Genomic DNA, 18728 nt, shown 5'->3' with positions numbered 1-18728 from the left:
CTACCGTGCCGAAACCAGTTGGGAGAAAGCCGTGCCCAGCCACTGGCGGACACCATCCATGCTCGCCGCCGAGGCATCCAGCACCGGCTGCGGGTAAACGCCGAGCAACACCAGCAACAGTGCCAGGCCGAGGACCATCGTCAGCTCGCGGGTATCCAGCCCGCGGATGCTGGCGCCGTCCCCGTTGGGGCGGCCGAAGTGCGCGCGATGGATCATGATCAGCGAGTAGACCGAGGCGAACACCAGACCAAAGGTGGCGATCACCACCATCCACGGCACGCTGGCGAAGGCGCCCATGAGGATCAGGAACTCGCCGACGAAGTTGCCGGTGCCGGGCAGGCCCAGCGAGGCGGCGGCGAAGAACAGCGACAGTGCCGGCAGCCAGGGCATGCGCGCCCAAAGGCCGCCCATTTCGCGGAAGTCACGGGTGTGCAGGCGCTCGTAGAGCTGGCCGCAGAGGATGAACAGCCCGGCGGCGGAGAGCCCGTGGGCGACCATCTGCACCACCACACCTTGCAGCGCCTGCGGGCTGCCGGAGTAGATGCCGATCAGCACGAAGCCCATGTGCGAGACGCTGGAGTAGGCCACCAGGCGTTTGATGTCGGTCTGCGCGAAGGACAGGATGGCGCCGTAGAAAATGCCGATCAGGCCCAGCGTCATGGCGATCGGCGCGAACTCCGCCGAGGCGTTGGGGAACAGCGGCAGGGCGAAGCGCAGCAGGCCGTAGGCGGCGGTCTTCAGCAGGATGCCTGCGAGGTCCACGGAGCCAGCGGTGGGCGCCTGGGCGTGGGCATCCGGCAGCCAGGAGTGTACCGGCACCACGGGCAACTTCACTGCGAAGGCGACGAAGAAGCCGAGCATCAGCAGGTATTCCACCTCGGCCGGGAAGCGCGCCTTGAGCAGCAACTCGTAGTCGAAGGTGAACACCCCGGTGGCCTGGTAGTTGAGCAGTACCAGGGCCAGGATCGACACCAGCATGATCAGGCCGCTGGCCTGGGTGAAGATGAAGAACTTGGTGGCGGCGTTGATGCGGCTCATCTTGCCGTCGGTGGCACTGTGGCCCCAGAGCGCGATGAGGAAGTACATCGGGACCAGCATCACTTCCCAGAAGAAGAAGAACAGGAACAGGTCCAGCGCCAGGAATACGCCGATCACGCCGCCGAGAATCCACATCAGGTTGAGGTGGAAGAAGCCGACGTGGCGCTGGATCTCGTGCCAGGAGCAGAGCACCGAGAGCACCCCGAGCAGGCCTGTGAGCAGCACCATCAGCAGCGACAGGCCGTCCAGTGCGAGGTGGAAGTTGATCCCCAGGCGGGCGATCCAGACGTGCTTGAACTCCATCGTCCAGACGCTGGCGGCGTCCGGAGAGGGGGCCAGCGAGTAGTCGCCGGTGGCCCACAGCCAGAGGCCGAGCAGCAGCACCAGGGACATCGAGGCGAGGGCGATCCAGCGCGGCAGCGTCGTGCTGTGGCGCTCGGCGGCCCAGCACAGCAGGCCGCCGATGATCGGGATGAGAATGAGCCAGGGCAGAATCATGAATGTCTTCCTTAGATCAGTGCCAGGGCCAGGACGACCACCGCGCCGGCGACCAGCGAAGCGGCGTACCAGCGCACGCGCCCGCTTTCGCTGCGTACCGTGGCGGCGTTGCCACTACGCGCCAGGCGCGGCACCAGGCCGATGCCGCGGTCGATCGGGTCGCGCGCCAGCAGTCGGCAGAGCAGCAAGTAGGGCTGCACGAAGAGTTTGTCGTAGAGCCAGTCGAAGCCCCAGGCGGCGTACCACCAGGCGCCCAGGAAACGGCCGGGCGCACTTTGCGCGATGCGCGTCACCAGGCGCCGCTCACCGAGGAACAGCAGCGCGGCGAGGACGATGCCGGCCAGGGCGATGGCGCCGGAAGCGATCTCCAGCGCGTGCTGCGCGGCGCCGCCGGCGTGTCCGGCACTTTCCGGCAGCACACCGGCCAGCGGTGGCGTGATCAGCGCGCCAACGAAGGTCGACAGCACGATCAGCACCGCCAGCGGCAGCCAATGACTGATGCCGTGTCCCGCATGGGCCTCGCCCTGGGGCTTGCCATGGAAGACGATGAAGATCAGGCGGAAGGTGTAGATCGAGGTCAGGAAGGCGCCGGCCAGGCCCGCGTAGAGCAGTGCCGAGTGGCCACTGGCGAAGGCCTCCCAGAGGATCTCGTCCTTGGAGTAGAAGCCGGCGGTGAGCAACGGCAGTGCCGCCAGTGCCGAGCCCCCGACCACGAAGCTGGCGTAGGCCAGCGGCAGGCGCTTCCACAGCCCGCCCATGCGGAAGATGTTCTGCTCGTGGTGGCAGGCGAGGATCACCGCGCCGGACGCGAGGAACAGCAGCGCCTTGAAGAAGGCGTGGGTCATCAGGTGGAAGATCGCCGCATCCCAGGCGCCGACGCCCAGGGCGAGGAACATGTAGCCGATCTGGCTCATGGTCGAGTAGGCGAGGATGCGCTTGATGTCGGTCTGCACCAGCGCGGCGAAGCCGGCCAGTACCAGGGTCACGCCACCGACGATGCCGACCAGCTCCAGCACCTCCGGTGCCAGCAGGAACAGGCCGTGGGTGCGTGCGATCAGGTAGACGCCGGCGGTGACCATGGTCGCCGCGTGGATCAGTGCCGAGACCGGCGTCGGGCCGGCCATGGCGTCGGCCAGCCAGGTCTGCAACGGCAACTGCGCCGACTTGCCGACCGCGCCGCCGAGCAGCGCCAGGGCCGCGAGGTTCATCCACAGATCGCCCGCGGCGAAGCGTTGCGGCGCCAGTTCCAGCAGTTGCGCGATGTTCAGCGTGCCCAGCTGGACGAACAGAATGAACAGGCCGAAGGCCATGAACACGTCGCCGACGCGGGTGACGATGAAGGCCTTGAGCGCCGCGTTGCCATTCTGCCGCTCGCTGTAATAGAAGCCGATCAGCAGGTAGGAGCACAGGCCCACGCCTTCCCAGCCGAAGTACAGCAGCAGCAGGTTGTCGCCCAGCACCAGCAGCAACATGCTGAATACGAACAGGTTGGTGTAGGCGAAGAAGCGTGAATAGCCTTCTTCGCCGCGCATGTACCAGCTGGCGAACAGGTGAATCAGAAAGCCGACGCCGGTGACTACGCCGAGCATGGTCAGCGACAGGCCGTCCAGGTGCAGGGCGAAGTTCGCGGAAAAGCCTTCGACGCCGATCCACTGCCAGAGCACCTGGCTGAACACGCCATCGGCCGGCGGGTTGACGTTGAACTGGACGATGATCCAGGCGGTCACCAGGGCCGACAGGCCGACCGAGCCGACGCCGACGGTGGCCGCGGCGTTTTCGCTCAGGCGCCCGCGGGAGAAGGCGAGGATCAGGTAGCCCGCCAGGGGAAAGATCAGGGTGAGGAGGAGTGCGTTCATCCGTGCATCTCGCTGGCGGCGTCGATATCCAGGGTGTTGAAGCGGCGATACAACTGCAGCAGGATCGCCAGGCCGATGGACGCTTCGGCGGCGGCCAGGGTGATGATCAGGATGAACATGATCTGCCCGTCGGCCTGCGCCCAGCGCGCCCCGGCGACCACGAAGGCCAGTGCGGCAGCGTTCATCATCACCTCCAGGCTCATCAGCACGAAGAGGATGTCGCGGCGCACCATCAGCCCGGTCAGTCCCAGGCAGAAGAGCACGGCGGCCAACGCCAGGCCGTGTTCCATGGGGATTGCGTCGATCATTCCTTGGCCTCCTGACGTCCCAGGTGGAAGGCGGCGACCAGCGCCGCCAGCAGCAGCATCGAAGCCAGCTCGACGGCCAGCAGGTAAGGGCCGAACAGGGCGATGCCGACCGCCTTGGCGTCCACCGTGACCTGGCCGGCGGCGGCACCGTTGCCGTGGCCGATCAGCACGTACAGCAGTTGCACCAGCAGCAGTGCGCAAAGCAGTCCGGGACCGGCCCAGGCGCCGGGCGTGAGCCAGCGTCTTTCCTGGTCGATGGAGGTCTGCCCGAGGTTGAGCATCATCACCACGAAGACGAACAGCACCATGATGGCGCCGGCGTAGACGATGATCTCCAGGGCGCCGGCGAAGGGCGCGCCGAGGGCGAAGAAGCACATGGAGACCGCCAGCAGCGAGACGATCAGGTAGAGCAGGGCATGCACCGGATTGCTGTGGGTGATGACCCGGAAGGTCGCGACGACGGCCACCGCCGCCGCCAGGTAGAAAGCGATGCTCATGGCAGCAGTCCCTTGACGTTGATCGGCTCGGCTTCGTTCTGCGCGGCGCCCTTGGGCTTGCCGGCCACGGCCATGCCGGCGACGCGGTAGAAGTTGTAGTCGGGGTACTTGCCGGGGCCCGAGATCAGCAGGTCTTCCTTTTCGTAGACCAGTTCCTGGCGATTGAACTCGCCCATCTCGAAGTCCGGGGTGAGCTGGATCGCGGTGGTTGGACAGGCCTCTTCGCAGAGTCCGCAGAAGATGCAGCGGGAGAAGTTGATGCGGAAGAACTCCGGGTACCAGCGGCCGTCGTCCTTCTCCGCCTTCTGCAGGGAGATGCAGCCCACCGGGCAGGCCACCGCACAGAGGTTGCAGGCCACGCAGCGCTCCTCGCCGTCGGGGTCGCGGGTCAGCACGATGCGTCCGCGGTAGCGCGGCGGCAGGTACACCGGTTCTTCCGGGTACTGCAGGGTGTCGCGCTTGCGCCAGGCGTGGCTGAAGACCATCGCCAGGCTGCGCAGTTGGGTGAAGGTGCCGTGCAGCACGTGCAGGATGTATTTCATCGAACGCTCCTCACGGGGCCGCGGCCAGGACCAGCGCACCGGTCACCAGCAGGTTCAACAGGGTCAGCGGCAGGCAGAACTTCCAGCAGAAGGCCATCAGTTGGTCGTAGCGCGGCCGCGGCAGGGACGCGCGCAGCAGGATGAAGATCATGATGAAGAACGCGGTCTTCAGCGCGAACCAGATGAAGGGGATCTGCGGCAGCAGCCCGAAGGGGCCGTGCCAGCCGCCGAAGAACAGCGTCACCAGCAGCGCCGAAACCAGCACGATGCCGATGTATTCGCCAACGAAGAACATGCCCCATTTCATCCCGGCATATTCGATGTGGTAGCCATCGGCGAGCTCCTGCTCGGCCTCCGGCTGGTCGAACGGATGGCGGTGGGTGACCGCCACGCCGGCGACGAAGAAGGTCATGAAGCCGATGAACTGCGGAATGATGAACCACAGGTGCTGGGCCTGGTAATCGACGATCCCGCGCAGGTTGAAGGTGCCCGCCTGGGCTACCACGCCCATCAGCGCCAGGGCCATGAACACCTCGTAGGAGATGGTCTGCGCCGAGGCGCGCAGGCTGCCGAGCAGGGCGAACTTGTTGGCGCTCGACCAGCCGGCGAAGAGCACCGCGTAGACCGCGAGCCCGGCCATGCCGAAGAAGAACAGCACGCCGATGTTCAGGTCCGCGACGCCCCAGGTCGGGGTGATCGGCACCACCGCGAAGGCCAGCAGCAGCGCGCTCATCGCCACCACCGGCGCCAGGGTGAAGATCAGCTTGTCGGCGAACGGTGGCGTCCAGTCCTCCTTGAAGAACATCTTGAGCATGTCCGCGCCCAGCTGGAACGCGCCGAACGGACCGACCCGGTTGGGACCGTAGCGGTCCTGCCAGAGCCCTAGCAGGCGCCGCTCGACCCAGCTCAGCAGGGCGCCTGAGACCACCACGGCAAGGAGGATGACGATGGCCTTGAGCACGGCGACGATGGCCGCGATGACTTCGGGTGTGAACCAGCTCATCGGGCAGCCTCCTGCAGATGCGCGACGCTCAGGCCCGCGAGGTTGGCGGGAATCTCGCCGAGCCCCGGCGGCAGCCCGAGCACGCCGCTGGCCAATGCGGCGTGAATCTGCAGGGGCAGATTCAGGCGCGTGCCGGCGATCTGCAGTTCGACCTGGGCGCCGTCGTTCAGGCCGAGTCGCGCGGCATCTTCCTCGCCGAGGGCGACGAAGGGCTGCGGACCGCGGGCCTGGATCGGTGCGGCGCGGCCGCTGAGCTCCTCGCTGCCGAACAGCTGGTGCAGCGGTACGGCGCGCCATTCACCGGCAACGGCGGCGAACGGCGCCACTACCGGGAACCAGGCCAGGCGGTCGCCCGCCGGCTCGATCAGGCGTACGCCCGGATCGCCGGCGCGCAGATGCCCGCCGACCTCATCCTGGAACTTGTTCCAGGCCTGCGGCGAGTTCCAGCCCGGCGACCAGGCGAAGGGAATCTGCTGACGGGGTTCGGCGCTGCCGGCATAGCCTTCCATGGAGAAGGCGAAGGCGCTGTCCGGGTCCTGCGGTTGGCGCGGCTCATGCACGCTGAGGTTGGCGCGCATCGCCGTGCGCCCGCTGTAGCGGTGCGGTTCGCGTGCCAGCTTGAGGCCCTTGATGCGGAAGGCGGCCGAGGGCGCCGCATCGACGATGCCGGCGAGCTTCGGATTGGCCTGCGCGGCGGCGGCGGTGGCGTGATCGAGCAGGGTCCAGTCCACCGGTCGATTCTGCAGCGTGCTGTGCAGCGCGTGCAGCCAGCGCCAGCTTTCGCGGACGCGGTTGGCTGGATCGTAGTAGGCCGGGTCGAAGACCTGGAAGAAGCGCTGGGCGCGGCCCTCCTGGCTGACCAGGGTACCGTCGCCTTCGGCGAAGCTGGCGGCTGGCAGTACGAGGGCTGCACGCGCGACGGTGGCGGTGGCCTGGTGATCGACGACGACCAGTGCCTGGGTTTTCTCCAGGGCCTTGTCCACCAACGTCGGGTCGACGCGGCGGTAGAGGTCGTTCTCCAGCACTACGAGAGCGTCGGCATTGCCGTAGGACAGGCGCGCCAGAGCCGCTTCCACGGAGTCGCCTCCGAGCAGGGCAACGCCCAGGCTGTTGGCCTCGGCGACCACCAGCGACAGCGAGCCGGCTTTCTCCCGGGCGTGCAGGGCCTTGGCGATGTTCGCGGCGGCCTCCACCAGCGCCGGATGGCCCAGTGAGGCGCCGGAGACCACCAGCGGCCGTTTGGCGGCGAGCAGCGCATCGGCTACTGCGCGGGCGAAGCCCAGCGCCTCGTCATCCAGGCCGACCACGTGGGGCGCATTGACGTCGATGTAATGGGCCACGGCGAAGCCCAGGCGTGCCAGGTCTTCGGGCGCGGCGTGGGCGGTCTGCGTGGCGATGTCGTCGAGGCGCGTCTCATCGAGGCTGGCGATGAACACGGGGTTCAGCGCGTGCTGGGCGACATTCTGGATCGCCGCCTGGTGCCAGTCCTGGATCTTCGCCGACGCGGCGATCTCCGTGGCACGGCCGCGGGCGGCCTGGCGCAGGGCGAGGGCGATGCGCGCGGCGGTCTGGGTCAGGTCCTCGCCGAGGACGAAGACGGCATCGTGGGCTTCCATGTCGCGGATCGACGGGCTCGGCAGCGGACTCGCCTCGAGCACCTGCAGCACCTGGCGCAGGCAGCTCAGTTCATGTTCGCCGATGCCGCTGTAGAAATTCTCGCGGCCGACCAGTTCCATCAGCGCGTGGTTGCTCTCCAGGCTGGCGCGGGGCGAGCCAATGGCGAGCACGCGCTTGCCGGCGAGCAGCTCGGCGGCCTGGTCCAGCGCGGCATCCAGCTCCAGGGTACGGCCATCGGCCAGGCGCGGTTGGCGCGGACGGTCCTCGCGGTTGGTATGGCCGTAGCCGAAGCGACCGCGGTCGCAGAGGAAATAGTGGTTCACCGCGCCGTTGAAGCGGTTCTCGATGCGCCGGACTTCGCCGTAGCGCTCGCCGGGGCTGGTGTTGCAGCCGCTGGAGCAGCCGTGGCAGATGCTCGGGGCGAACTGCATGTCCCACTTGCGGTTGTAACGCTCGGAGTGGGTCTTGTCGGTGAATACCCCGGTGGGGCAGACCTCGGTGAGGTTGCCGGAGAACTCGCTCTCCAGGGTGCCGTCCTCGATACGCCCGAAGTAGACGTTGTCGTGGGCACCGTAGACGCCCAGGTCGGTGCCGCCGGCGTAGTCCTTGTAGTAGCGCACGCAGCGATAGCAGGCGATGCAGCGGTTCATCTCGTGGGCGATGAACGGACCGAGCTCCTGGTTCTGGTGGGTGCGCTTGGTGAAGCGGTAGCGCCGGCGGCTGTGGCCGGTCATCACCGTCATGTCCTGCAGGTGGCAGTGACCGCCTTCCTCGCACACCGGGCAGTCGTGCGGGTGGTTGGTCATCAGCCATTCGACGACGCTTTCGCGAAACTGCTTGGCTTCCTCGTCTTCGATGGCGATCCAGCTGTTGTCGGTCGCGGGGGTCATGCAGGACATGACCAGACGGCCGCGGGTGTCGTTTTCGTCGGCGTACTGCTTAACCGCGCACTGGCGGCAGGCACCGACGCTACCCAGCGCCGGGTGCCAGCAGAAGTAGGGAATGTCGAGCCCGAGGGACAGACAGGCCTGCAACAGGTTGTCCGCGCCGTCGACCTCGTAGGCTTTGCCGTCTACATGAATAGTGGCCATGGCTAGTTCTTCTTACCCGCTGGCGCGGGTCTGCTAATGGGAAATCCTGGGCGCTCGCCGCGCGGCCGGGGCAATGGCCGTGGCCAACTTCCCGGAGCGACGCGGCGAGCGCGATTCATTGCAGCGTCTCGACGCGCGACGGATGCGGTTCGCCGACGGCCTGGTGGATGCCGGCGTCGAACTCCTCGCGGAAGTACTTGATCGCGCTGCCCAGCGGCTCCACCGCGCCGGGGGCGTGGGCGCAGAAGGTCTTGCCGGGGCCGAGGAAGCGGCACAGCTCTTCGAGCGTCTCCACGTCGCCAGGCTGGCCTTCGCCTTTCTCCAGCGCGCGCAACAGCTTCACGCTCCACGGCAAGCCGTCGCGACAGGGCGTGCACCAGCCGCAGGACTCGCGGGCAAAGAACTCTTCCATGTTGCGCAACAGCGAGACCATGTTGATCGAGTCGTCCACGGCCAGCGCAAGGCCCGTGCCCATGCGCGTGCCCACCTTGCCGATGCCGCCGGCGTACATCTGTGCCTCGAGGTGCTCGGGAAGCAGGAAGCCGGTGCCGGCGCCGCCGGGCTGCCAGCATTTCAGACGGTAGCCGTCGCGCATGCCGCCGGCGTAGTCCTCGAACAGCTCGCGGGCGCTGATGCCGAACGGCAGCTCCCAGATGCCGGGACGCTTCACCTTGCCGGAGAAGCCCATCAGCTTGGTGCCGTGGTCGTCGCTGCCGGGACGGGCGAGCGACTTGTACCAGTCGGTGCCATTACTGACGATCGCCGGTACGTTGCACAGCGTCTCGACGTTGTTCACGCAGGTCGGCTTGCCCCAGACGCCAACGGCGGCGGGGAACGGCGGCTTGGCGCGCGGATTGGCGCGGCGGCCTTCCAGCGAGTTGATCAGCGCGGTTTCCTCGCCGCAGATGTAACGTCCGGCGCCGGTATGCACGAACAGCTCGAAGTCGAATCCGCTGCCGAGGATGTTCTGGCCGAGCAGGCCGGCGGCCTTGGCTTCCTCGATGGCGCGGTTCAGGTGGCGCGCTGCGTCGACGTACTCGCCGCGCAGGAAGATGTAGCCGCGGTAGGCCTTCAACGCCCGTGCGGAGATCAGCATGCCTTCCACCAGCAGGTGCGGTAGCTGCTCCATGAGCAGGCGATCCTTCCAAGTGTTGGGCTCCATCTCGTCGGCGTTGCACAGCAGGTAGCGGATGTTCAGCGATTCGTCCGCCGGCATCAGTCCCCACTTCACACCGGTGGGGAAGCCAGCGCCGCCGCGGCCCTTGAGGCCGGAGTCCTTCACGGCCTGGACGATGCCGGCCGGCTCCATGGACGTCAGCGCCTGGCGCGCCGCGGCGTAGCCATTCTTCGCCTGGTACTCGTCCAGCCATACCGGCTGGCCGTCGTCGCGCAGGCGCCAGGTCAGCGGGTGGGTTTCCGGTGTGCGCGTGGTGGCGTTGACCGGACCGAAGGATGCGAGCGTCATGGGTAAGCCTCCAGCAGTTGCGCCAGGGCATCGGCGCGTACGTCGCCGAAGGTGTCGTCGTCGATCATCATCGCCGGGGCCTTGTCGCAGTTCCCCAGGCAGCACACCGGCAGCAGGGTGAAGCGGCCATCGCCGGTGGTTTGGCCGGGGACGATGCCGAGCGTCTGCTTGACCCGTTCGAGGATGCTTTCGTGGCCGCCGATGTAGCAGGTCATGCTGTCGCACACGCGGATCACGTGGCGACCGACCGGTACACGGAAGATCTGGCTATAGAAGGTGGCTACGCCCTCGACGTCGCTGGCGGGAATGCCGAGCACTTCGGCGATGGCCGGAATGGCGCCATCGGGTACCCAGCCGCGCTGCTTCTGGACGATCTTCAGCGCTTCGATGCTCGCGGCGCGCGGGTCCTCGTAGTGGTGCATTTCGTGTTCGATGGCCGTGCGCTCGGTGTCGCTGAGGGCAAAACGGTCGGTCTGGATCAGGGTCGTGTCGGTCATCATCAGCGGTCCACGTCGGCCATCACGAAATCGATGCTGCCCAGGTAGGCGATCAGGTCGGGCACCATGCTGCCGCGGATCACCGAGGGGATCTGCTGCAGGTGGGCGAAGCTGGGCGTACGGATACGCGTGCGGTAGCTCATGGTGCTGCCGTCGCTGGTCAGGTAGTAGCTGTTGATGCCCTTGGTCGCCTCGATCATCTGGAACGCCTCGTTGGCCGGCATCACCGGGCCCCAGCTCACCTGCAGGAAGTGCGTGATGAGGGTCTCGATGTGCTGCAGCGTGCGTTCCTTGGGCGGCGGCGTGGTCAGCGGGTGATCGGCCTTGTAGGGCCCTTCGGGCATGTGCTTCCAGCACTGCTCGATGATCTTCAGGCTTTCGCGCATCTCGCCCATCTTCACCATGCAGCGGTCGTAGGCGTCGCCGTTGGCGGCCAGAGGCACCTCGAACTCGAAGTGCTGGTAGCCGGAGTACGGGCGCGCCTTGCGCAGGTCGAAGTCCAGCCCCGTGGCGCGCAGACCGGCGCCGGTGACGCCCCATTCCAGCGCCTGGGCGGTGTTGTAGGCCGCCACGCCCTGGGTGCGGCCCTTGAGGATGCTGTTCTTCAGCGCGGCCTTTTCGTATTCGTCGAGACGCTTGGGCATCCAGTCGAGGAACTCGCGCACCAGGCGATCCCAGCCGCGCGGCAGGTCGTGGGCGACACCGCCGATGCGGTACCAGGCCGGATGCAGGCGGAAGCCGGTGATCGCCTCAACCACCTTGTAGGCGCGCTGGCGGTCGGTGAAGGTGAAGAACACCGGGGTCATGGCGCCGACGTCCTGGATGTAGGTGCCCAGGTACAGCAGGTGGTTCAGGATGCGGAAGAACTCCGCCATCATCACGCGGATGAACTCGACCCGCGACGGCACGGTGATGCCGGCGAGCTTCTCCACCGAGAGCACGTAGGGCAGGTTGTTCATCACCCCGCCGAGGTAGTCGATGCGGTCGGTGTAGGGAATGAAGCTGTGCCAGCTCTGCCGCTCGGCCATCTTCTCGGCGCCGCGGTGGTGGTAGCCGATCTCCGGCACGCAATCGACGATCTCCTCGCCGTCGAGCTGCAGGATGATGCGGAAGGCCCCGTGCGCCGAGGGGTGGTTGGGGCCGAGGTTGAGGAACATGAAGTCCTCGTGCTCGCCGCCACGGCGCATGCCCCAGTCCTCGGGGTTGAAACGCAAGGCTTCCTGCTCCAGGTCCTGCTTGGCGGCAGACAGCGCGTACGGATCGAACTCGGTGGCGCGTGCCGGGTAGTCCTTGCGCAGCGGGTGGCCCTGCCAGGTCGGTGGCATCAGCATGCGCGTCAGGTGCGGGTGGCCGGGGAAGTCGACGCCGTACATGTCCCAGACTTCGCGCTCGTACCAGTTGGCGTTGGGGTACACCGAGGTCGCGCTGGGTACGCTGAGGTCGCCTTCGCGCAGCGCGATCTTGAGCATCAGGTCGCTGTTACGCTCGATCGACAGCAGGTGGTAGAACACCGTGAAATCGGCCTCCGGCAGGCCGCGCCGTTGGGTACGCAGACGCTCGTCCACGCCGTGCAGGTCGTAGAGCATCACGTAGGGGCGCGGCAAGTGGCGGAGGAAGGCGAGCACCTCGATCAGGCGCTCGCGGGGCAGCCAGAGCACCGGCATGCCGGTGCGGCTGGATTGGACCTGGAAGGTCTCGTTACCGAAACGTTGTTGCAGCTCGACGACCACGTCCTGGTCGTCGCTCTTGTAGGGCGGAATGTACAGCGCGTTGTCTGCCGTCATGGTCTCGTCGCCATCGGTCTACATCGGGTGAAGTGGGAAATCGCGGGCGGCCGCAGGCCTCCCGGCGGCGTCACACTTCGTCGGGGCTGCGCAGGTTGGTGACCTGGATACGCTGTTCGCGGCGCTGTTCACGCTGGGACGGCATCTCGGCGCGATACACGCCTTGATCGCCAACGACCCAGGAGAGCGGGCGGCGTTCCTGTCCGATGGATTCCTGCAACAGCATCAGCCCCTGCAGGAAGGCTTCGGGCCGGGGAGGGCAGCCGGGGATGTAGACGTCGACGGGGAGGAACTTGTCCACGCCCTGGACGACCGAGTAGATGTCGTACATGCCGCCGGAATTGGCGCACGAGCCCATGGAAATCACCCATTTGGGTTCGAGCATCTGCTCATAGAGGCGCTGGATGACCGGCGCCATCTTCATGAAACAGGTGCCCGCGATGACCATGAAGTCGGCCTGACGCGGTGATGCACGGATGACTTCGGCGCCGAAGCGCGCAACGTCGTGGGGCGCCGTGAAGGCGGTGGTCATCTCCACGTAGCAGCAGGAGAGTCCGAAGTTGTACGGCCACAGGGAGTTCTTGCGACCCCAGTTGACGGCACCGTTCAGGACGTCTTCGAGCTTACCCATGAAGATGTTGCGGTGAACCTGCCCCTCCAGGGGATCGGGCACGGTTTCCCGCTCGCCGACCGGGTAGCGGTCGTTGGCCGCCTCCGGGTCGATCCGGGTGAGTTTGTATTGCATCGCCAAAGCCTCATTGTTTCAGCTTCGCCTGTCGCACGCGGCGTGCGGCGGGCGACCAGTCAAGGGCCCCCACGCGCCAGAGATAAACAAGACCCGCCAACAGAATTGCTATGAAAACGGTAGCTTCGATGAGACCGGCCCAACCGCTCTCACGAACGGACACGGACCAGGCGAAGAGATACAGGGCTTCCACGTCGAAGATGACGAAGAGCATGGCGACCAGATAGAACTTGGCGGACAGGCGCAGTCGCGCGCTGCCGGTAGGGACGATGCCCGATTCGAAGGGTTCGTTCTTGCTGCGCCCCCAAGCCTTGCCACCGAGCAGGCTAGAGACGCCAAGCATGAAGGCGCACAGACCGAATACGCCGAGTACGAAAATGGCCAGGCCCCAATACTGGGCGTTGGCGGGGACTACATCAGGCATGCCGGACTCCTTGTAAGGAACGGCTTTGAAATTCTGAGGGTCGGCTCAACCGCCCATTTATGGGGCATCATTCTACGCCCTACTTTTCGTGTAAGTAAATTTGTCGCAGTGACTTTTTTAACTTGATGTGCGGCTTCAAGTTGCATTGCAGAGCCTCGGCCTCTTGGTGAGTTTTCCCAACAACGACCTTAGTTCCCTTTTGCCGGGTCTGCGCGAAAGCGTTTCGTGCACTGGATAAAACGACGCCCCCGGGCAACCGCTCCGGGGGCGTTGAACGGGGCCGTGACCGGCCCCGGGACCCAATCAGTGGAACTGATTCATGGTGTTGTCCTTGCCACCGGCTTTGAGCGCGGCCTCACCGGCGAAGTACTCCTTGTGGTCGTCGCCCATGTCCGAGCCCGCCATGTTCTGGTGCTTGACGCAGGCGATACCCTGGCGGATCTCCTGACGCTGCACGCCCTTGACGTAGGCGAGCATGCCTTCCTCGGCGAAGTAGCCCTTGGCCAGATTGTCCGTGGACAGCGCCGCCGTGTGGTAGGTCGGCAGGGTGATCAGGTGATGGAAGATGCCAGCCTGCGCCGAGGCATCGCGCTGGAAGGTGCGAATGCGCTCGTCGGCGAGTTGCGCCAACTCGCTGGCGTCGTATTCGGCGCTCATCAGCTTGGCGCGATCGTAGGCGGAAACGTCCCGGCCTTCGGCTTCCCAGGCATCGAACACCTGTTGACGGAAGTTCAGCGTCCAGTTGAACGAAGGGCTGTTGTTGTAGACCAGCTTGGCGTTGGGCACGACTTCGCGGATACGGTCGACCATCGCCTTGATCTGACCGATGTGCGGTTTTTCGGTCTCGATCCACAGCAGATCGGCGCCGCTCTGCAGCGAGGTGACGCAATCCAGCACGCAGCGATCCTCACCACTGCCCTTGCGGAACTGGAACAGACCGCTGGCCAGGCGCTTGGGACGCAGCAGCTTGCCGTCGCGCTTGATCAGCACATCACCGTTGCCCAGTTGCTCGGTGGACACTTCCTCGCAGTCGAGGAAGGAATTGTAGAGGTCGCCCAGGTCGCCGGGTTTTTCAGTGACGGCGATCTGCTTGGTCAGACCCGCGCCCAGAGAGTCGGTACGGGCGACGATCACTCCGTCGTCGACCCCCAGCTCGAGGAAGGCGTAGCGCACGGCATTGATCTTGGCGATGAAGTCCGCGTGGGGCACGGTGACCTTGCCATCCTGGTGACCGCACTGCTTCTCGTCGGAGACCTGGTTCTCGAGCTGGATGCAGCAGGCCCCGGCTTCGATCATCTTCTTCGCCAGCAGGTAGGTCGCCTCGGCGTTACCGAAGCCGGCATCGATGTCGGCGATGATCGGCACCACGTGGGTCTCGAAGCCGTCGATCTGCTGCTGCACGGCACTGGCGCGCGCATTGTCGTCAGCGGCCAGGGCGGCATCGAGTTCGCGGAACAGTCCGCCCAGCTCGCGGGCATCGGCCTGGCGCAGGAAGGTATAGAGCTCCTCGATCAGTCCGGGCACCGCAGTCTTCTCGTGCATCGACTGGTCCGGCAGCGGGCCGAACTCGGAACGCAGTGCGGCGATCATCCAGCCGGAGAGGTAGAGGTAGCGCTTGTTGGTGGTCTTCAGATGCTTCTTGATGGAAATCATCTTCTGTTGACCGATGAAGCCATGCCAGCAGCCCAGCGACTGGGTGTAGAGGCTGGTGTCGGCGTCGTACGCGGCCATGTCGCGACGCATGATCGCCGCGGTGTAGCGGGCGATGTCCAGGCCGCTGTGGAAGCGGTTCTGTACGCGCATGCGCGCCGCGTATTCCGGGTTGATGGCGCTCCATGCGCTGCCGGCCCGATCCTTCAGAGCTGCGATGGCGTTGATCTCGTCTTTGTACGACATGCTGAACCTTCCTATATGTTGTGGCACCGGATTTCCCACTACACGTAGTCATGCGTGACGCCGCAGGCTAGACGCATTCGGTTGGGACGGAGGCTGGTGGAAGGTTGTCGAGAGAGTGGGGTTGCCAGGCGTTCGGGCAGGGCGTTCGCCTACCGCATCGGTGCCAATCCGGCAGGGTTGCCGTGTTGCCCGTATTACGCCGTGAGCCTTGATGAATCTTGCTTCCCCGTCCCTCAGGACAACTTCTCGCCAGTCGCCGTCCAAGTCGAACGCGCCTTGTGGGGCGTCTGACACACAGTGCGCCGAAGGCTTTTCGGCGTGCTGCGGGGACCCTGCAAAAGGTCCCTGGCTAGCGGGAGCGAGTTCATCATGCGATGGGGAAAGAGCCGTCGTCAACGGTTTTGTAGTGTTTTTTTTACTGCACTACATAGTTGCGAGACGACTGGCCGGTCACTCGAGGAGTTCGACCTTGAGGCGAAGTGAAAGATCTTCGTCGGAACTGGTGCTGTAGTGATGCACCAGACCGCTGGAGTCGGCGGCCTGGCCCTGGCTGGCGCCCCCGAGTTCCAGCCACTGTCCGAGAGGCCCGCTGACACGGGTCTGCGCGCCCTGGGTTTCGATGACGCCAGGCTGGCGGCCTTGGCGATCCTGCTGGGTGCTGATGGTGACGTCGACGTTATTGCCGCGCACCTGCGCCGTGGCGTAGAAACCGCGGGAGAGATCGCGGTACTCGGTGTCCTGGTAGGGGCGCCCGTAGACGTCCTGGCGGGTGATCTCCAGTGGCACGCTCTGGCCGAGCTGGATGAGCGCCGGGTAGCCCTCGCTGGCCTGAACCCGCTGGACACCCTCGCCAGCCTGCTCGGTGCTGTTGCGGATGATCCGCACGCCGTTGCTGTTCAACCCCAGCCCCTGCTCGCTGGCGCCGGCGCCACGACGGGTCTCGACGCTGATCAGTAACCGGCGTGGTGCGGTATCGAGCTCGCCGAGCAGTTGGCGGACCTCTTCGATGCGTCCGGCGGGCGCATTGACGATCAATTGGTTGCCGTAGCTTTCGACACGCCCGGCATCGCCGAGCACGGAGCGCACGATCGGCGCCAGCTCTTCGGCGCTGCGGTAGTTCAGCGGAAGGACCTCGGTCGCCGCCTGCGCTGCCAGGCTCGTGGTCATCAGCAGTGCGGCGAGGAGAGTTCTCACAGGACGAAGCTCCGCAGGTTCGGGTCGGCGAGGGCGCGTTCCCAGGTTCGCTCGAAGACTGTCAGGTGCCGACGAGCGATGGCCGTGGAATCGTAATGGACTTCGCCGTGGATGCTGCTGGTGCGGTTGCGCAACAGCACGCCGCAATCATCCACGACGAGAAAGGCGCCAGCGAACTGATCATAGTTCGGATTGATCTTGCGAACCTGGAAGTTGCTGGTCAGCTTGCGCGCCAGGCGGATCAGGCGATGGCCTTCGCGGCTGGCGCGGGAGGAATCGCGTACCAGCAACTGCAGGGTGTTCTGCGGTCGCGAGATGAGGAAATTGCTGCACGCCTTCTCGATGGAGGGCTGGTCGTAGAGCCAGGCTTCCAGGTCGTCGGTGTAGATACAGATATGGCGCCGTGCCTGAGACATCAGCGAGCTGGCATGGTCGCGCAGCTCGTCCATGCTGGCCAGGTTCAGCGAGGCACCGGAACCGCCCAGGCGGTAAGCGGGCGGCTCTTGGGCCGACGATTGCCGGCGCTGTGGCGAAGCAGCGGGGCTGCGAATCGGCGATGATCCAGAGGGCTGGAAATCTATCGCCTGGTCCCGACCTTGTGCGTCCTTATCTCTACTGCCCGGATCACGACTGAAGAAACGTGCTTTCAAGAGCGACTCCTTAACTGCTCCTAGACATGTCTACATGGGGAATACCAGCTTCGAGGAACTCCTCGCCTGTCTCTTGGAAACCCAGGCGTTGGTAGAACGGAACGGCTTGCGACTGTGCGCTGAGCGTCTGCCTGCTCAGGCCTCGCTTCTCGGCTTCCTCGATGACCGCTTGCAGCAGGGCATCGCCGACGCCCAGACCACGCCATTCGCGCAGTATGCAAACGCGGCCGATATGACCATCGGAAAGAAGACGAGCGGTACCTACCGGATAGTTGCCATCGTACACCAGAAAGTGTATTGCGCTTTCGTCGTCGGCGTCCCATTCCTGCTCTGGCGGTACACCCTGCTCGATGATGAACACGGCTTCGCGGATACGGTGCAGTTCGTCCTGATCCCGATGCCAGTCGGCGAGACGGACCTGGATGTCATTCATCGGCGAATTCCAGGCTGCCCTGGCGGACCAGTTCGAGGCACAGCAGACGGGCATCCTCGTCGCCCAGCCAATCGGCCAGGTTCTGGGCATGCAGCGCGTCGGCGGAGCAGATCAGGCGCAGCAGTTCGCGCAGGCGCTCCGGCAGCAGGCGACTCTGGCCGCTGGCGAAGAGCAGTACGCCGAGGTCCACCTCCGACCAGGCCAGGCGTGCGCTGGGGTTGCGCAACAGCACCGCGCCATCCTCCAGGGCGCCGAGCAACTCGGCCTCGTCGATCTCGCTGCCGGTGACCAGTTCCGGATAGCGCGGCTCGGTCATGAACTGGCCGAACCAGGTCAGTAGCAGACGCTCGTCGCCCATGTGCTCCGCGATCAGGGCCTTGAGGCGCTCCAGGGCATCCTGCTGGATCTGGTGCGGATCGCTGGGCACTTCGATGTCGGGGTCCGCGTAGCGGTCTTCGTCGCTGGTGAACTGGGCGAGGAAGTCGGTGAAATTGGTCAGCACCTCGGCCGCCGAAGGGGCGCGGAAGCCGATCGAGTAGGTCATGCACTCGTCCACCGCGGTGCCGAAATGGCTCAGGCGCGGCGGGAGGTAGAGCATGTCGCCAGGCTCGAGCACCCAGTCGCCGCTCTGGGAGAATTCCGAAAGAATGCGCAGGTCGGCGTGGTCGAGCATCGGGCTTGCGGTATCGCACATCTGGCCGATGCGCCAGCGACGCTGACCTTGTGCCTGCAGAAGGAACACGTCGTAGTTGTCGAAATGCGGACCGACGCCGCCGCCGGGCGCGGCGTAGCTGATCATCAGGTCATCCAGGCGCCAGCTGGGCAGGAAGCGGAATTGCTCGAAGAGTTCGGCGACCTCCGGGACGAACTGGTCGACGGCCTGCACCAGCAGGGTCCAGTCGCGCTCGGGCAGGCTGCTGAAGGTGTCTTCCTCGAAGGGGCCGCGGCGCAGCTCCCAGGGCTGCTTGCCGTGTTCGAGCACCAGGCGTGACTCGACCTCTTCTTCCAGTGAGAGGCCGGCCAGTTCGTCGGGGCTGATCGGGCTCTCGAAGTCGGTGATGGCCTGGCGAATCAGCAGGGGTTTCTTCTGCCAATAGTCGCGCAAAAATTCGCGAGCGCTGATGCCGCCAAGCAGTTGCAGGGGGAGGTCCGGATTCATCGGTCTAACCTGGGCTCCTCGGAGCCGTGGG

General features: G+C 65.6%; 17 protein-coding genes. All 17 read right to left on the bottom strand.

Going from position 1 to position 18728, the window contains the following annotated elements; translation table 11 throughout:
• Positions 1-1536 (bottom strand): NADH-quinone oxidoreductase subunit M, encoded by a 1536-nt coding sequence (nuoM, locus tag ACYRGX_RS15075; RefSeq protein WP_473053274.1) that lies wholly within the window; start codon positions 1534-1536, stop codon positions 1-3.
• Between the two features lie 11 nt (positions 1537-1547).
• On the bottom strand, positions 1548-3392 hold the full coding sequence (gene nuoL, locus ACYRGX_RS15070) for an NADH-quinone oxidoreductase subunit L (protein ID WP_473053273.1): 1845 nt from the start codon (positions 3390-3392) through the stop codon (positions 1548-1550).
• On the bottom strand, positions 3389-3697 hold the full coding sequence (gene nuoK / locus ACYRGX_RS15065) for an NADH-quinone oxidoreductase subunit NuoK (protein ID WP_473056703.1): 309 nt from the start codon (positions 3695-3697) through the stop codon (positions 3389-3391). The genes nuoL and nuoK overlap by 4 nt, the downstream gene beginning before the upstream one ends.
• Positions 3697-4197 (bottom strand): NADH-quinone oxidoreductase subunit J, encoded by a 501-nt coding sequence (gene nuoJ / locus ACYRGX_RS15060; RefSeq protein WP_473053272.1) that lies wholly within the window; start codon positions 4195-4197, stop codon positions 3697-3699. The genes nuoK and nuoJ overlap by 1 nt, the downstream gene beginning before the upstream one ends.
• Positions 4194-4739 (bottom strand): NADH-quinone oxidoreductase subunit NuoI, encoded by a 546-nt coding sequence (gene nuoI / locus ACYRGX_RS15055; protein ID WP_473053271.1) that lies wholly within the window; start codon positions 4737-4739, stop codon positions 4194-4196. The genes nuoJ and nuoI overlap by 4 nt, the downstream gene beginning before the upstream one ends.
• 10 nt (positions 4740-4749) lie before the next feature.
• Complete coding sequence (gene nuoH / locus ACYRGX_RS15050) at positions 4750-5742, bottom strand: NADH-quinone oxidoreductase subunit NuoH (RefSeq protein ID WP_473053270.1); 993 nt, start codon at positions 5740-5742, stop codon at positions 4750-4752.
• Positions 5739-8450, bottom strand: coding sequence for an NADH-quinone oxidoreductase subunit NuoG (nuoG, locus tag ACYRGX_RS15045; protein ID WP_473053269.1), 2712 nt, complete (start codon positions 8448-8450; stop codon positions 5739-5741). The genes nuoH and nuoG overlap by 4 nt, the downstream gene beginning before the upstream one ends.
• Before the next feature lie 115 nt (positions 8451-8565).
• Positions 8566-9915: an NADH-quinone oxidoreductase subunit NuoF gene (gene nuoF, locus ACYRGX_RS15040; RefSeq protein WP_473053268.1), complete on the bottom strand. Its 1350-nt coding sequence runs from the start codon at positions 9913-9915 to the stop codon at positions 8566-8568.
• Complete coding sequence (nuoE, locus tag ACYRGX_RS15035; RefSeq protein ID WP_473056702.1) at positions 9912-10412, bottom strand: NADH-quinone oxidoreductase subunit NuoE; 501 nt, start codon at positions 10410-10412, stop codon at positions 9912-9914. Before nuoE ends, nuoF begins: the two co-directional genes overlap by 4 nt.
• Positions 10413-10414: 2 nt before the next feature.
• Positions 10415-12196, bottom strand: a complete 1782-nt coding sequence (gene nuoC / locus ACYRGX_RS15030) for an NADH-quinone oxidoreductase subunit C/D (protein WP_473053267.1) — start codon at positions 12194-12196, stop codon at positions 10415-10417.
• Positions 12197-12266: 70 nt separating this feature from the next.
• A complete protein-coding gene (locus ACYRGX_RS15025) occupies positions 12267-12941 on the bottom strand; it encodes a NuoB/complex I 20 kDa subunit family protein (protein WP_473053266.1) in 675 nt (224 codons plus the stop codon).
• 10 nt (positions 12942-12951) lie between these two features.
• Positions 12952-13365: an NADH-quinone oxidoreductase subunit A gene (locus ACYRGX_RS15020; protein ID WP_473053265.1), complete on the bottom strand. Its 414-nt coding sequence runs from the start codon at positions 13363-13365 to the stop codon at positions 12952-12954.
• A 303-nt stretch (positions 13366-13668) separates the two neighbouring features.
• A complete protein-coding gene (locus ACYRGX_RS15015) occupies positions 13669-15261 on the bottom strand; it encodes an isocitrate lyase (protein WP_473053264.1) in 1593 nt (530 codons plus the stop codon).
• A gap of 450 nt (positions 15262-15711) precedes the next feature.
• Positions 15712-16428, bottom strand: a complete 717-nt coding sequence (locus tag ACYRGX_RS15010) for a secretin N-terminal domain-containing protein (protein ID WP_473056701.1) — start codon at positions 16426-16428, stop codon at positions 15712-15714.
• Positions 16429-16451: 23 nt separating this feature from the next.
• Positions 16452-17105, bottom strand: coding sequence for a DUF7931 domain-containing protein (locus ACYRGX_RS15005; protein ID WP_473053263.1), 654 nt, complete (start codon positions 17103-17105; stop codon positions 16452-16454).
• Between the two features lie 10 nt (positions 17106-17115).
• On the bottom strand, positions 17116-17538 hold the full coding sequence (locus ACYRGX_RS15000) for a GNAT family N-acetyltransferase (RefSeq protein ID WP_473053262.1): 423 nt from the start codon (positions 17536-17538) through the stop codon (positions 17116-17118).
• Positions 17531-18697 (bottom strand): ribosomal protein uL16 3-hydroxylase, encoded by a 1167-nt coding sequence (locus ACYRGX_RS14995; RefSeq protein ID WP_473053261.1) that lies wholly within the window; start codon positions 18695-18697, stop codon positions 17531-17533. Before ACYRGX_RS14995 ends, ACYRGX_RS15000 begins: the two co-directional genes overlap by 8 nt.
• Positions 18698-18728 lie beyond the last annotated feature (31 nt).

Source organism: Pseudomonas sp. R4-15, assembly GCF_055768815.1.
Note: the sequence above shows the minus strand (reverse complement) of the source record. Positions and strands in the feature narration are given on the sequence as shown.